Source organism: Haloactinospora alba, assembly GCF_006717075.1.
GTDB lineage: Bacteria > Actinomycetota > Actinomycetes > Streptosporangiales > Streptosporangiaceae > Haloactinospora > Haloactinospora alba.
Genome location: NZ_VFQC01000002.1, coordinates 11,469 through 25,302, shown reverse-complemented (window position 1 = coordinate 25,302; position 13,834 = coordinate 11,469). Strand labels below are relative to the sequence as shown.

10 protein-coding genes are annotated in these 13,834 nt (G+C 72.8%); 8 read left to right on the top strand and 2 right to left on the bottom strand.

The window, feature by feature from the left end:
- Window positions 1-158 precede the first annotated feature (158 nt).
- Together FHX37_RS17700 and FHX37_RS17695 are read left to right on the top strand one after the other, a co-directional pair.
- The gene (locus tag FHX37_RS17700; RefSeq protein WP_141925358.1) at window positions 159-2,231 is read left to right on the top strand and encodes a molybdopterin oxidoreductase family protein; all 2,073 of its coding nucleotides are present in this window, start codon (window positions 159-161) and stop codon (window positions 2,229-2,231) included.
- A gap of 180 nt (window positions 2,232-2,411) precedes the next feature.
- Complete coding sequence (locus FHX37_RS17695; protein WP_141925357.1) at window positions 2,412-3,839, top strand: FAD-dependent oxidoreductase; 1,428 nt, start codon at window positions 2,412-2,414, stop codon at window positions 3,837-3,839.
- Between the two features lie 66 nt (window positions 3,840-3,905).
- On the opposite strand, the gene FHX37_RS17690 is transcribed toward FHX37_RS17695, so the two are convergent.
- Window positions 3,906-5,435, bottom strand: a complete 1,530-nt coding sequence (locus tag FHX37_RS17690; RefSeq protein WP_141925356.1) for an FAD-binding oxidoreductase — start codon at window positions 5,433-5,435, stop codon at window positions 3,906-3,908.
- Window positions 5,436-5,840: 405 nt separating this feature from the next.
- On the opposite strand from FHX37_RS17690, the gene FHX37_RS17685 reads away from it, so the two are divergent.
- Window positions 5,841-6,335 (top strand): cupin domain-containing protein, encoded by a 495-nt coding sequence (locus FHX37_RS17685; RefSeq protein WP_170181629.1) that lies wholly within the window; start codon window positions 5,841-5,843, stop codon window positions 6,333-6,335.
- Here the strand turns inward: FHX37_RS17685 and FHX37_RS17680 are convergent.
- A complete protein-coding gene (locus FHX37_RS17680; protein WP_141925354.1) occupies window positions 6,332-7,000 on the bottom strand; it encodes a TetR/AcrR family transcriptional regulator in 669 nt (222 codons plus the stop codon). The genes FHX37_RS17685 and FHX37_RS17680 overlap by 4 nt on opposite strands.
- 98 nt (window positions 7,001-7,098) lie before the next feature.
- Here FHX37_RS17680 and FHX37_RS17675 point away from each other — a divergent pair, with 98 nt between their 5' ends.
- From FHX37_RS17675 to FHX37_RS17655, 5 genes are all read left to right on the top strand, one after another.
- Window positions 7,099-7,839, top strand: coding sequence for an SDR family NAD(P)-dependent oxidoreductase (locus FHX37_RS17675; protein ID WP_141925353.1), 741 nt, complete (start codon window positions 7,099-7,101; stop codon window positions 7,837-7,839).
- A gap of 76 nt (window positions 7,840-7,915) precedes the next feature.
- A complete protein-coding gene (locus FHX37_RS17670) occupies window positions 7,916-8,275 on the top strand; it encodes a DMT family transporter (RefSeq protein WP_170181655.1) in 360 nt (119 codons plus the stop codon).
- An 11-nt stretch (window positions 8,276-8,286) separates the two neighbouring features.
- Window positions 8,287-8,604, top strand: coding sequence for a DMT family transporter (locus FHX37_RS17665; protein WP_141925352.1), 318 nt, complete (start codon window positions 8,287-8,289; stop codon window positions 8,602-8,604).
- A gap of 363 nt (window positions 8,605-8,967) precedes the next feature.
- On the top strand, window positions 8,968-11,814 hold the full coding sequence (locus FHX37_RS17660) for a helix-turn-helix transcriptional regulator (protein WP_141925351.1): 2,847 nt from the start codon (window positions 8,968-8,970) through the stop codon (window positions 11,812-11,814).
- 138 nt (window positions 11,815-11,952) lie between these two features.
- Window positions 11,953-13,674, top strand: coding sequence for a class I adenylate-forming enzyme family protein (locus tag FHX37_RS17655; RefSeq protein ID WP_141925350.1), 1,722 nt, complete (start codon window positions 11,953-11,955; stop codon window positions 13,672-13,674).
- The last annotated feature ends 160 nt before the right edge of the window (window positions 13,675-13,834 follow it).

The window sequence follows — 13,834 nt, the reverse complement described above, 5'->3', positions numbered from 1 at the left end:
CGGCGCCCGGCACCCGGCGCGGAACCCGTCTGGAGGTGGTCCGCAATGTCGTTGCGCGTGGGGCCGGGGGCGGCGTACCCGCCCGGCCCGCCCCCCGCGACACCGCCGCCGGCGGGCGCCGTGCCGCCGGCGGCCCGCCGCGGGAAGCCGGTGTCGCCATGACCGCCACGCACTGCCCCTACTGCGCGCTGCAGTGCGCCATGCACCTGGAACCGGGGGCGGACGGGAAGCTCACCGTGCGGCCCGCGGACTTCCCCACCAACCGGGGCGGGCTGTGCCGCAAGGGGTGGACGTCCGCGGAACTGCTGTCCACCCCGGACCGGATCACCGCGCCGCTGCTGCGTACGGGCCGCGGCGGCGGATTCCGCGAGGTGGACTGGGACACCGCCCTGGACCACGTGGCCGGTCGCCTCCTGCGGCTGCGGGAGCGGCACGGGAACGACACCGTGGCGGTGTTCGGCGGCGGCGGGCTCACCAACGAGAAGGCCTACCTGTTGGGGAAGTTCGCCCGGCTGGCGCTGGGCACCTCCCGGATCGACTACAACGGCCGGTTCTGCATGTCCTCGGCCGCCGCCGCCGGAACGCGGGCGTTCGGTCTGGACCGGGGTTTGCCGTTCCCACTGAGCGACCTCGGCGGGGCGGACACGGTGCTGCTGGCCGGGGCGAACCCGGCCGAGACGATGCCGCCGATGATGGGCCACCTCACCGCACCGCGGCTGGTCGTCGTCGACCCGCGCCGCACCGCCACCGCCGAGCACGCCCTGGAACACGGCGGGACCCACGTGGCCCCCCGCCCCGGGACCGACCTCGCGCTGGCGCTGGGACTGCTGCACACGGCCCGCGGCCAGGGGATGCTGGACACGGACTACATCGCCGACCGCACCACGGGCTTCGACGGGGCATGGGAACAGGCGACCGTGTGGTGGCCGGAACGCACCGAACGCGTCACCGGGGTTCCCGCCCGTCAGATCCGCGCCGTCGCGCACCAGCTCGGCACCGCCTCCCGCGCCTACGTCCTCACCGGCCGCGGCACAGAACAGCACGTCACCGGCACCGACTCCACCTCGGCGTGGATCAACCTGGCGCTGGCGCTGGGCCTGCCGGGACGGCCCGGTTCGGGCTACGGCTGCATCACCGGGCAGGGCAACGGCCAGGGCGGCCGGGAGCACGGCCAGAAGGCCGACCAGCTGCCCGGCTACCGCCGTATCGACGACCCCGACGCCCGCGCGCGCGTCGCCGACGCGTGGGGCGTGGACGCGCAGACACTTCCGGGAGCCGGACCCAGCGCGACCGAGCTGCTGAACTCCCTGGGCACGGAACACGGCTCGCGCGCGATGGTGCTGTTCGGCGCCAACCCGGCCGTGTCCGCGCCGGACTCCGCCCGCGTCCGGGAACGCCTCGCCGCGCTGGACCTGCTGGTCGTGGCCGACTTCGTGCTGTCGGAGACCGCCGCCCTGGCCGACGTGGTCCTTCCCGTGACCCAGTGGGCGGAGGAGGACGGCACCATGACCAGCCTCGAGGGCCGGGTGCTGCGCCGCCGCGCCGCGACCCTCCCACCCGCGGGCGTACGCAGCGACCTCGAGGTCCTGCGGGGGATCGCCGAGCGCCTGGGGCAGCCCGCCCACCGCTTCCCCTCCGACCCGGACACGGTCCTGGCCGAACTGCGCGACGCCACGGCGGGTGCGCCGGCCGACTACTCCGGTGCCACCCCCGAGCGGCTGTCCGACGGGGAGGAACTGCACTGGCCCGTGCCCAGCGGCGCCCCTCCTACACCGCGACTGTTCCTCGACCGGTTCGCCCACCCCGACGGCCGCGCGCGTTTCTCCCCGGTGGAGTACCGGGACCCGGTGGCGGAAACCGGGGGTGACTACCCGCTGATCGCCACGACCGGCCGGCTCATGGGCCACTACCAGTCCGGGGCGCAGACCCGCCGGGTGGCCGAACTGGCCGAGGCCGAACCCGAGGCGCGGGTGGAGGTGCACCCCGACACCGCTGCGCGCAACGGGCTGGGTGAGGGGCAGTGGGCCCGCGTCACGTCGCCCGTCGGCACCGCGCTGGCCAGGGTCCGGCTGCGCCCCGGGGCGCGCCGCGACACCGTGTTCCTCCCGTTCCACTACGGCGGTGAGGCGGCGGCGAACAACCTCACCGGCTCCGCCGCGCTCGACCCGACCAGCCGTATGCCCGGGTTCAAGGCTACAGCGGTCCGGCTGGACCCGGTTCCCGACGACTAGGACCTGCTCGGTGGAACGCTGTGCGTCACGACCGGCGCGGCAAGCCGCGCCGGCGATGCCGAGGAAGGGGGCGGAGCGGACCCTCCGCCGACTGACGAGAACACCGCCGCCGCGGCACCGGAGCGACGGCGGGTGGCAGGACAAGCGCCCGTCGAACAGGACCCAGGGAGGGACGCGATCGTGAACCAACCCGCGCGTCACGTCGTGACCGTCGGCAACGGCATGAGCGGGGCGCGGTTCGCCGAGGAGGTCGCCCGCCGTGATCCCGAGGGGAGGCGGGTGCGCCTGACCGTGCTCGGGGCCGAGGAGGAGCCGGCCTACAACCGGGTCCTGCTGCCGGGGATCGTCGCCGGGACCTACGACCCCGCCGACGTTCGGCTGCCGCGCCCCGGCCACCCCGCGACGACCGTGCGCACCGGCGCGGCGGTGCGTTCCCTCGACCTCGGGGACCGTGCCGTCGTGTTGGAGGACGGCACCCGGGTCGGCTACGACGACCTGGTGCTCGCCACCGGCGCCCGTGCCGCGTTCCCGCCGGTGGCCGGGCTCGTCAGCGAGGACGGCGCCCCCGCCGCGGGGGTGAGCCCCCTGCGCGACATGGCCGACTGCCGCCGGGTGGCGGCGCTGGTCCGGCCCGGGGCGCCCGCGGTGGTACTGGGCGGGGGAGTGCTGGGGCTGGAAACCGCGCGCGCCCTGGCCGAACGGGGGATGCGGGTGTCGGTGGTGGAGTCCGCGCCGTGGATCATGTCCCGGCAGGTCGACGCGGAGGCGGCCGGTATCCTCACCGCGTCCTACGCGCGTATCGGCGTGGCGATACACGCCGGCCGCGGCGCCGTGCGCTGGTGGCCCGGCTCCGGACTGGAGCTGGATGACGGCCGCACGCTGGCGGGCGACCTCCTCGTCGTGACCGCCGGCACGCGCGGTAACACCGGACTCGCCGCCGACGCCGGGATCGCCACCGACCACGGCGTCCTCGTCGACGACACCCTGACCACCTCAGCGCCCCGCGTGCATGCTGTCGGTGACTGCGCCCAGCACCCCGGCGGCGGGGCGGGCCTGGTGCAGCCGGGGTGGGAGCAGGCCGCGGTACTCGCGGACCTGATCACCGGGGTCGCCCCCGGCTCCCGCTACACGGGCACACGCCCGGTGACGCGCCTCAAGGCCGAGGGGGTCGAGCTGACGTCGCTGGGAGAGGCCAACGCCGACCCCGGCACCACTGACACGGTGACGGTCTCCGATCCGTACGGGGGCAGGTACGCCAGGCTGGCGGTGCGCGCGGGCCGGGTGGCCGGAGCGGTGCTCCTCGGGTTCCCGGAGGCGGTGCCGGAGGTGTCCCGCCTGTACGACACCGGTGAGCCGGTGCCCGAGGACCGGCTCACCCTGCTGCGCGACGGGCGGCCCGCCGGGCGGGAGGAGCCGGAGGAGGGCGCCGCGCCGCTGGTGTGCCGGTGCAACGCCGTCACCCGGGAGCGGATCGAGGCGGCCTGGTTGGACGGTGCCCGCACCCGGGAGGCCGTCGCCGAGCGGACGCGGGCCACCACCGGTTGCGGCTCCTGCATCCGCGACGTCGACGCCCTGCTGTCCGGGTGGCGTCTCGAACCGTCCCGCTAGGAACCGTCCGGGAACCGTCGGGCGGGTGTTCGCCCCGCCGGGGTGGGGAGAACACCCGTGCCGGTCTCACGGGAGCGCGACGGACTGGCCGTGGTGGAATACGTCCCCGGGGTCCCAGGTGCCTTTCGCCTCCTGCAACCGCCGGTAGTTCTCCTTGTAGTACAGCCGGTACCAGGGAACGCCGGAGGTGTTCAGCTCCGGGTCGTTGAGGTCGATGTCGCAGTAGTTGACGAAGCAGCCGTCGGTGTCCCGGTTGGGTACCGGAACGCCTCCGGTGTCGGCGTACACGGCGCGGTAGAACTCCTGGTGCCACCGCAGGTGGGTGTCGTCCTCGGCGGGGTCGTTCCAGGTGGTCCCCCACAGCAGCAGCATCACCGAGTCGCGGTGCGGGTTGGCGGTGTCCGCGGGTTCCAGCGCGTTCACCCGACCTCCGAAGGAGGCGATCGACACCGCGAAGGGCGGCTGGTCGTACTCCGTGTCGGTGAGTCGGGTGTAGAACGCGTCGATCTGCGACTCCGTGAAACCGCGCCGGTGGTAGCTGGACTTGTACTTGTAGCGCTCCGTGGGGCTGCTGAACCACATGCCGCGCCACCCCGCGGCGTGCAGCCAGGGGAGCTTCCGGTGCTCGGTGACGGTCGGCTCGACCCCGACCCCCTCGTTGACGGCGGCGCGGAAGTCGTCCAGCAGCCGCTCCGCGTCGGGCCTGTCCGCGTCCATCTGCACCACCAGGTGGAAGGAACCCACGGGTTGGGGGGCGAGTTCCAGCCGGGCGAACAGGCCGGTGTAGGGGCTCTCCGGGAAGCTGTTCTCCTCCAGCCAGGAGCCGTAGTTACGCAGCAGCGCGCCGAAGCGCTCCCGGGTCATGTCGTCCCAGGACCACTCGGAGCGGTGGATCCACACGCTGGCGGGCGGGGCCGGGAGGGCGGCGTCCGGCGTACACCCGGACTCGGCCCGCGGCGAGCGGAACCAGTACCGGGTGACGACGCCGAAGTTGCCGCCCCCGCCGCCGGTATGGGCCCACCACAGTTCGCGGTTGGGGTCGTCCTCCTCCCGAGTGGCCACCACGGGCCGGGCGGTTCCGTCCCCGTCGACGACCACCACCTCCACGCCGTGGAGGTGGTCACTGATCAGGCCGTGCTCCCTGCTGAGCGCACCGTACCCGCCGCCGGGCACGTGGCCGCCGGCGCAGACCGGGTAGCAGGAGCCGCCGGGAAGGGTCACCCCCCAGCGTTTCAGCAGGGTGTCGTAGACGTCCCCGAGGGACGCGCCGGCCTCGACCATGAACGCCTCGCGGTCCTCGTCGTAGGTGACGGCGTTCATCTGCGTCATGTCGACGATGACGTCGACGTCGGGCCGGTCGACGAACTCCTCGTAACAGTGGCCGCCGCTTCGCACGGTGAGCCGGGAGCCGTTGCGGACCGCGTGGCCGACCGCGGCCACCACCTCCCCGGTGGTGGTGGGGAGGTGGACGTGGTCGGGGCGGCTGACCCAACGCTGGTTCTGCCCGCGGGTCAGTCCCGGGTAGCGCAGGTCCCCCCGGCGGACGGTGGGGACCGCCGGCGCGTCGTGCTCCGGTCGCGGCGAGGGTGTGGTCATCGGCAACCTTCCGGGTGTGCCCTGCCCGCCGGGGCAGGGGTGTCTCACGTGTCACTGGCCCCGCGGGGCGCCGGGGGGACGGGGCGTGGCGCCTCCGGGGCGTGCTGCTCATCGTGGCGGCTGGGGAGAGCGGGGAGGTATGGCGTGTTCACGCCAGATTCGGACCGCACGTTTGGGTTCCGGTGCGTGCGGTAACCCCGGGAGCCGCTCCGTGCCGCGGGGCGCGGCGTCCCGCCGCGCGCTGCGGGAACGCGGCCGGGGGCGGTACGGGAGTCCTCCCGTTCCGTACCGCCCCCGGATCCGTGCTTTGGATCGCTGGTTCTCGGGATGGTCGGGCGGGGGGCCGGCGGGGAGCATGGCCGCGGGCAGCCGCCGCAGGGGCGGCCGAGGCGGAGGAGGAACGAGTTGGGAACGTCCGACCGAGACGGTCGCGACCGGGCGATGTACGTCGCGCCGGGCGCGGGGCCGAGCGTGTGGGCTTTCGGCGGGGACCGCTACACCCTGAAGGCCGGGACCGGGGACACCCGGGGCGCTCTCGGGGTGATGGAGGCCGAGATCCCGCCGGGGAACGGTCCGCCGCTGCACATCCACCACAACGAGGACGAGATGTTCTACCTCCTCGACGGGACGCTGGAGATCGTGGACGCCGACCGGGCGTTCACCGCGGAGGCGGGGTGCTTCCTGCTGCTGCCCCGCGGTTCCGCGCACCGGTTCACCAACGTCTCCGACCGGCCGGCGCGCATCCTGATGCTGTTCTCGCCGAGCGGGTTCGAGGAGTTCTTCCTGGAGGTGGGAACGGAGGCGGTGCGGGGGCAGGCGCCCGCGGCGGAGCAGTCCCCGGCCGAGATCGCGCGCTCCATGCGCGTGGCGGAGGAGCGGTACGGCATCGAGTCGGTTTAGGGCCTGTTCGGTGGAGGTTGTGGCGGACCGGGCCGGGTGGTTGTGGACGAGGGCCGGTGCTCGGGGGAGACCAGCGCGTCCCACGCCGCCATCGCGCAGTCGATGACGGCGTGCGCCGTCGCGCGGGTGCACCCGTCCCGAGCCTGGATCGACAGTCCCTGCAGCACGGTCAGGTAGTAGGAGGCGAGGGCCGTCGTGTCCGTTTCCTGGGGGAGGTCGCCCTCGGCGACGCCGCGCTCCAGCCGCGCGAGGACCGCCTCGTGGTCCCGGCGCCGCAGCTCGGCGAGGTGCTCGCCGACGGTCTCGTGCGCTTCCGTCAGGTTGAGGCCGGCCAGCACCACCATGCACCCCCGCGGGGTGTGCGGGTCGACGTAGGCGTCGGCGTTCTCCCGCAGCATGCCCTCGACCGCGTCCCGGGCGGTGGCGGTGGTGTCGAGGGGACCGTTCGCGGTGCCGCCGTCTGCGGAGTTGTACAGCTCGACCGCCTCGCGGAAGAGCGCCTCCTTGGAGTCGAACGCGGCGTAGAGGCTCTTGCGCGTGATGCCCATGGCGTCGGTGAGCGCGCTGAGCGACGTTCCCTCGTACCCGCGTTTCCAGAAGAGTTCCATCGCCGCGCGCAGGGCTGCGCCCCTGTCGAACTCGCGTGGCCGTCCCCGTGCTGGCATGGCGCTCCTCGTTCGCTCTCCCTTGACACCCTCTGGGGCCGATGCTATCAATTAAGCACCGATTGGTGAATAAATAACAGTGGCACAAGGAGACGAGAATGAGCGCACTGCACGGGAAGGTGGCCCTGGTCACCGGAGGAAGCAGGGGGATCGGCGCGGCGGTCGCGCAGCGGCTCGCCCAGGACGGCGCGGACGTCGCGCTGACGTACAACGCCTCGGCGGAGCGGGCCAAGGGCGTCGTCGCCAAGGTCGAGCAGGCCGGCCGCCGGGGCGCGGCCATCCACGCCGACATCGCGGAGCCCGCCGCGGTCACCGCCGCGGTGGAGCAGGTCGTGTCGGAGTTCGGACGCATCGACATCCTGGTGAACAACGCCGGCATCTTCCCCTACGGGGACATCAGCGAGTTCACCCTCGACGACTACGAGAACACCATGGCGATCCACGTCCGCGCCGTCTTCGTCGCGGTCCAGGCCGCCGTGCCGCACATGCGCGACGGGGGACGGGTGGTCAGTGTCGGCAGCAGCCTGGTGGAGCGGGTGCCGGCACCGGGGATCAGCCTCTACTCGATGAGCAAGTCCGCCCTGGTCGGCTTCACCAAGGGACTGTCACGCGACCTGGGCCCGCGGGGCATCACCGCCAACGTCGTGCACCCCGGTTCGGTCGACACCGAGATGAACCCGGCGGACGGCGAGGGGGCGGACGAGGAGCGCGCCCTGACCTCGCTCGGCCGGTACGGCAGCACCGAGGACATCGCGGCCACGGTGGCCCACCTCGCGGGTCCGTCGGGGAGCTACATCACGGGGACGTCGGTCACCGTGGACGGCGGCGTCACCGCGTGACCGGACCGCGCCAGCACGCGCTCCCTCGGGTGGGGGAGCACCGGTGACAGCACACAACGGGGGACAGCCAATGGTTCTGGCCTGGGTCATTCTTGTCGTTGCGGGGCTTCTGGAGATCGTGTGGTCACTCGCGCTGAAGGAGGCGGACGGGCTTACCCGGTTGGGGTGGTCGGTTCTCGGTGTGGGGGTGGCCATGGTCAGTCTCGGGATGCTGTCGTATGCGTTGAAGAGTCTTCCGGTGGGCACCGCGTACGCGGTGTGGGTGGGTATCGGCACCGTGGGTGTCGCAGGTGTCGGCATGGTCGCCCTGGGGGAGCCCGTCACCTGGCCCCGGATGGTCTTCCTCGGTCTGATCGTCGCCGGGGTGATGGGGCTCAACCTCGAATCGAGTCCGCAACAACAGGCCGACGATACGCCGGCCGTACCGCGTAGCTGAGGACGGTTCCTGTGGCCTGGGTCATTCTTGTCGTTGCGGGGCTTCTGGAGATCGTGTGGTCACTCGCGCTGAAGAAGGCGGACGGGCTTACCCGGTTGGGGTGGTCGGTTCTCGGTGTGGGGGTGGCCATGGTCAGTCTCGGGATGCTGTCGTATGCGTTGAAGAGTCTTCCGGTGGGCACCGCGTACGCGGTGTGGGTGGGTATCGGCACCGTGGGCGTCGCCGTCACCGGCATGGTCGCCCTGGGGGAGTCCGCGTCCCGCGGGCGGTTGGCCTGCCTCGGCCTGATCGTCGCGGGGGTCATGGGACTCAACCTCGTGGGGGGCTGACCGCCGTTCCCCCGCGGGGGCTCACCGACCGACCGAGATGCCGCTCTGTACCCGAACAGAGCGGCATTTTTGTGCATAACATACTTTGTTCCGCCGCGCTGTAGAAAAGTATCACCTGTCCGATATCGGACAGGTTCTTATCACAAAGAAAGATCATATATATGATGTTTTCGTTTCTGATGTGAGACGGGGGAACACCGAACCGTGAATTGTTCGACAGGGTCGAAGCTGTTTTCCTCCGTTCCGGCGCGCTCTGCTCGAATTCGGCCGCACCGTGGAACGTGACCCCGCGGAGCCGGGGAAACCCGGGTGGGCCGGTCCGGGCGTCCGCGCCGACCGCAGTGCTATATCAGGGGGACACGCATGATGGAGCACGCGCCTCGGAGGACGCTGAACGGGAGAAGGGAGATTCTGGACGACCTGTTCCGGGAGGTTGACGCGCTGCGGGACGGGACGGGGGGATGCGTCGTCGTCGAGGGCGACACCGGTCTCGGCAAGACCTGGCTGCTCGGGGAGGTGCGGGAGCACGCCGTGCGGCAGGACGTCCCCGTGCTCTCCGCGGCCGCCACTGAGCTCGACCACCTCATGCCGATGGCCACCCTGCGCGGGTTCCCGTGCGCCGCGCACCGGTTCGGACGGAGGGGCGCGGAGGAGGACGGGCTGCGCGTCGTCGAGAGTCTCAGGGAGCGGATCTCCACGCTCGCCCGTGACAACCCCGTGGTCATTCTGCTCGACGACGCGCAGTGGGCGGACAAGATCACCGCACTCGCCATGCGCGTTCTCGTCTCGGAGCTGAGGCCGGCGCCCGTTCTGTGGGTTTTCGCCCGACGCCCCGGCAAGTCACCGGGATACGCGCAACGGACCCTCGACTGGCTGGTCCGCGAGGAGGCCCGACTCGTCTCCCTCGACCCGCTGTCCGACACCGAGACGGTCGGGCTGCTCACCACACTGGTCGGCTCGGAACCCGACCGCAGGCTGCGGGAACTCACCGCACGCAGCGGCGGGAACCCGTTCCTGGTGAAGGAACTGGTGCGGTCGCTGCGCGACAACGGCCTCGTGGGGATCGACAACGGTGTGGCGGTCCTCGGGGACGCGGAACTCTCCCCGGAGCTGCTTCCGGAGGCCGAACAGCTGCTGTCCGGCCTGTCGGAGAACACCCGGTGGCTGCTCCAGGCCGGCTCCGTGCTGGACCGCCCCTTCACCGTGGCCGAGGCCGCCGGTCTGGTCGGCCAACCGCCCATCGACATCCTGCCCGCCCTCAACGAGGCGGTGGAGGCGGGTGCCCTGGTGGAGAAGGGGCGGGAGTTCTCCTTCCGGCACGACCTGATCAGGACGGCCCTGCACAACTCGTTGGCGCGCGGCGTCCGGACGACCCTGCAGGAGGCCGCGGAGGCACTGTCCCAGCAGCGCGGTGCGGAACCGGGTGAGACCCGGTCCCCGGGGGCGAAGGCCGCCACCGGGGAGACGGCGGTGGCCCTGTTCCGGGAAGGGGAACGGAACAGGCCGACCACCCCGGGAGCCGCCGCCGACCTGATCCTGTACATGCTGCGGAGGATGGGCGCCGGGGACGGGCACCGGCCCCTGGTCGTCTCCGACGCGATCCGGCTGCTGGCGACGGCGGGCCGGTGGGAGGAGGCCCAGCAGCTCGCAGAGGAGGCCATGCGGGACGGCGCATCGCCGGAGGAGGGGGGAGAGATCCTGCTCGCCCTGGCCGACGTCTCCTACCTGAACGGCCGCGTCCGGGAGATGATCGCGACCACGGGCAGGGCGCTCGCCAGCCCGGGCATCTCCGAGACGACACGGGGGCAGCTGCAGGGGATCCGGGCACACGGCCTGTTGGACGAGTCGAGCGGTCCCGACGGCCTCGGCGAGGCCGCGGTCGCCGCAGGCCAGGCCGTCGACTCCGCGCGTCGTACCGGGGACACCCGGTCCCTGGTCGGCGGGTACGCGGCGCGGAGCCGGGAGGCCCTGGAGCGGGGCGAGCTGGGCTCCGCCGTGCTGTTCGGGTCGGTGGCGGCGCGCTCCGCCGACGAGGCGGGCGACCAGGACCGCCACCGGCACCCCCGGCTCTGGCTGGCCGCGGCGCTGGCCGCCACCGACCGGCTGGAGGACGCCGAGGAGGCACTGGTCACCGACCAGGCCGACCTCGAACAGTTCGACACCGCGTGGTCGCAGCCGGTGTGGTACTCCCACCTGGCCGAGCTGCGGGTGGCCGCGGGACGGCTCGCGGAGGCCCGGATCGAGGCCGAGATGGGCGCGCGGATCGCGGAACGGCTGAGCACCACACCGCAGACGGTCCGGCTGCTGACACTCCTGGCGCGGGTGGCTCTGCACCGGGACGAGGTCGCGGCGAGCCGCTCCTACACCGAGGAGGCGTGGTCCACGGCGGTGGAGGCCGGCCAGCGTCCGAGCGCCGAGCTCGCCTGGACGGCCGCGATGGTCGCGGAGGCGGAGGGGTACCCGGACCACGGGGCCGCCGTGCTGGCCCGGCACCTGAGCTCGGGGCACGCACGCGTCCGCCTGCTGGCCCGGACCCCGCAGGCCGCGCCGCACATCGCGGGCATGGCACTGGCCGCCGGGGAGGAGCGGCTCGCGGAGGCGGTCACCGGCTCGGCCCGGGAGCTGCGGGAACGCAACCCGGAGGTGCCGACGGTCGTGGCCGCGGCGCTGCACGCCGAGGGAGTGCTGTACACCGACACGGAGCGGCTCCGCTCCGCCGCGGAGGTGTACCGGAGCGGTCCGCGGGTACTGGCCACGGCCGTGGCCGTGGAGGACCTGGCCCTGGCCGAGGAGCGGGAGGGGCACGGCGCCGCGGCGGCCGAGCACCTGCGCTCGGCGCTGGCCAGTTACCGGTCGTGCGACGCCGGGCGCGGGGTGCGCCGGGTGGAGGAACGGCTCGGGCGGCTGGTGGTGCCGCAGCCGGAGAGCGCGGCCGAACCCGAGTGGGAACGCGCCGACGCCACCGGTCTGACTGATTCGGAGCTGCGTGTGGCGCGGCTGGTGGCCGAGGGGCTCACCAACCGGGACGTCGCGAACAAGCTCAACCTCTCTCCCCACACCGTGGACAGCCACCTGCGGCACAGCTTCACCAAGCTCGGGATGAACAGCAGGGTCGAACTGACCCGCTGGGTGCTCTCCAACGGCGGTCATCCCGTGTCCGGGCTTCCGGACGGCGACTCCTCCCGGGGCTCCGATAGCGCGAACACGTGATGATCCACCGCGGCCGCCCCCGCCATTCTCGGTGGTGCGTGACCGAGACCGCCGCCGGCGCGCCCGTCGGGCACCACCCCCGGGTCCCGCGCCGGCGGCGGTACCGCGGCATCGCCGAATCTCGCGGAGGAGGGCTCCATGAGCACCGATCAGCACCAACACGTACACGCGTCCCCGCCGTCAGCGGGAACCCCGCTGGAGGTCCGCAGGCGGCTGTTCGACGACGAGAGCCTGGGGATGGGCACGTTCCTCGACCGGGTCCTCGAACTCCACCCCGCACCCGACACCCCCTTCCTGTGGGCAGCGCCCCCGGGCGGTGACACCGCCGATGCCCCCGAACCGTTCAGCCTGAACCGGATCGCCGGGATACGGGACGCCTACGCCGCCTGGTACCACGAGAACGGGGTGCGCAAGGGCGACCCCGTGGGGGTTTACCTTGACGAGGGGATCGGGTACTTCCTGCACTACCTCGCCCTCAGCTCGCTGGGCGCGGTACCGGCCCTGGTCAACGGCAACATGGCCGCCGGTGTGGCGGCTGACTACATGGCGCGGATCGGCGTCGTCGGAACCGTCGCCTCTGCCCGCCACCTGGCCGCGCTGCAGGAGAGCGGAGCGCTCCCCCGCGCGACGCGTTTCCGGGCCGAGGCGGACCGGCTGCCGCACTCTCCCTCCCCCGAACACCGGCTGCCCGCGCTCTTCCCCTACCCGCACGCGGACCAGGACCCCGTGATGCTCTGCCACACCTCCGGCACCACCGGAGCTCCCAAAGCCGCGATGTTCGGGCACCGGCAGTTCTTCCTCGGCAAGCGTGAACGCCTGCTCGAGTTCCCGCAGGCCGCCGACGGCGACCGCCTGCTCACCGCTCTTCCCCAGGCGCACTCCGCCGGCATCAGCTACCTGATGACCGCCACCCTGCTGGGGCTGCCCACCCGGGTGATGGCCGACACCGGCGGGGAGGCGGTACGGGAGGCCATGCGCGTGTTCCACCCCACCCTGGTCGTCGCCTTCCCCCAGACCTACGTGGAACTGGCCGGGCTCGACCTGGACGGCGCGGGCGCGGACGCGGTGCACACGTGGATCAACACCGGCGACTCCGCCCACGAGGCGCACATCCGGGAGCTGGTCCGGCACGGGCGCCGCCCGGACGGCGAGGGGGGAGAACTGCCCGGCTCCCGGTTCGTGGACGGGCTCGGCTCCTCCGAGATGGGAATGGCCCTGTTCCGCAAGGTCAGCGCTCCGGAGACCGGCGACTACGGCCGCTGCGTCGGAGTCCCCATCGACGTCGTCGACGAGGTGGCCGTACTCGACGAGGAGGGGCGCACCCTACCGGACGGGTACGTCGGCCGCCTCGGTGTGCGTACCCCCACCGTCACCCCCGGCTACTGGAACGACTCCGCGCGTACCGTCCAGTCGTCGTTCTCCGGCTACTGGCTGACCGGCGACATCGTGTACCGGTCCGACGAGGGGCGGCTGTACCACGTGGACCGGGTTCCCGACGTCATCCACACCACCGGCGGCCCGGTCTACAGCCTCCCGATGGAGGAGGTGGTGCTGGGGTGCGCCGGGATCGCCGACTGCGCGGTGTTCGCGGTGGACGACCCCGAGTCGGAGGCCTCCGTCCCGTTCGCGGTTGTGCGGCTCGCCGACCCCGTGGACGCCCCACGCGACCTCCTGGCGGCGTGCAACCGGGCGCTGTCCCGCCAGGGGATGGCACGGCTGCGTGGTGTGACCGTCGCCAGCAGCCCGGAGGACTTCCCGACCGGCCCCACCGGCAAGGTGCTCAAACGCCGGCTGCGGGAGCGGTTCGCGACGGCGCTCACCGCCGGCGGACGCGTGTCCTCGGAGACAGCCGCCGTCTAGGGCCTGTTTTTCGGACGCTTGTCCTGCCGCGCGTCGCCCCGGGACACCGCCCGGCGGTGTTCCCGCCGGTTGGCGGAGGGTCCGCTCCGCCTCCCTGACCGGCCGTGCCGGGGCGGTACCGGAGACGCCGCCCGCGACGAACAGCGCCCAAAAACAGGAC

What these genes read in the sequence shown, in the direction of transcription:
- FHX37_RS17700 (WP_141925358.1), top strand. Translation starts at nt 159, where the DNA reads ATGACCGCCACGCACTGCCCCTACTGCGCGCTGCAGTGCGCCATGCAC.
- FHX37_RS17690 (WP_141925356.1), bottom strand. Translation starts at nt 5,435, where the DNA reads ATGACCACACCCTCGCCGCGACCGGAGCACGACGCGCCGGCGGTCCCC.
- FHX37_RS17680 (WP_141925354.1), bottom strand. Translation starts at nt 7,000, where the DNA reads ATGCCAGCACGGGGACGGCCACGCGAGTTCGACAGGGGCGCAGCCCTG.
- FHX37_RS17675 (WP_141925353.1), top strand. Translation starts at nt 7,099, where the DNA reads ATGAGCGCACTGCACGGGAAGGTGGCCCTGGTCACCGGAGGAAGCAGG.
- FHX37_RS17660 (WP_141925351.1), top strand. Translation starts at nt 8,968, where the DNA reads ATGATGGAGCACGCGCCTCGGAGGACGCTGAACGGGAGAAGGGAGATT.
- FHX37_RS17655 (WP_141925350.1), top strand. Translation starts at nt 11,953, where the DNA reads ATGAGCACCGATCAGCACCAACACGTACACGCGTCCCCGCCGTCAGCG.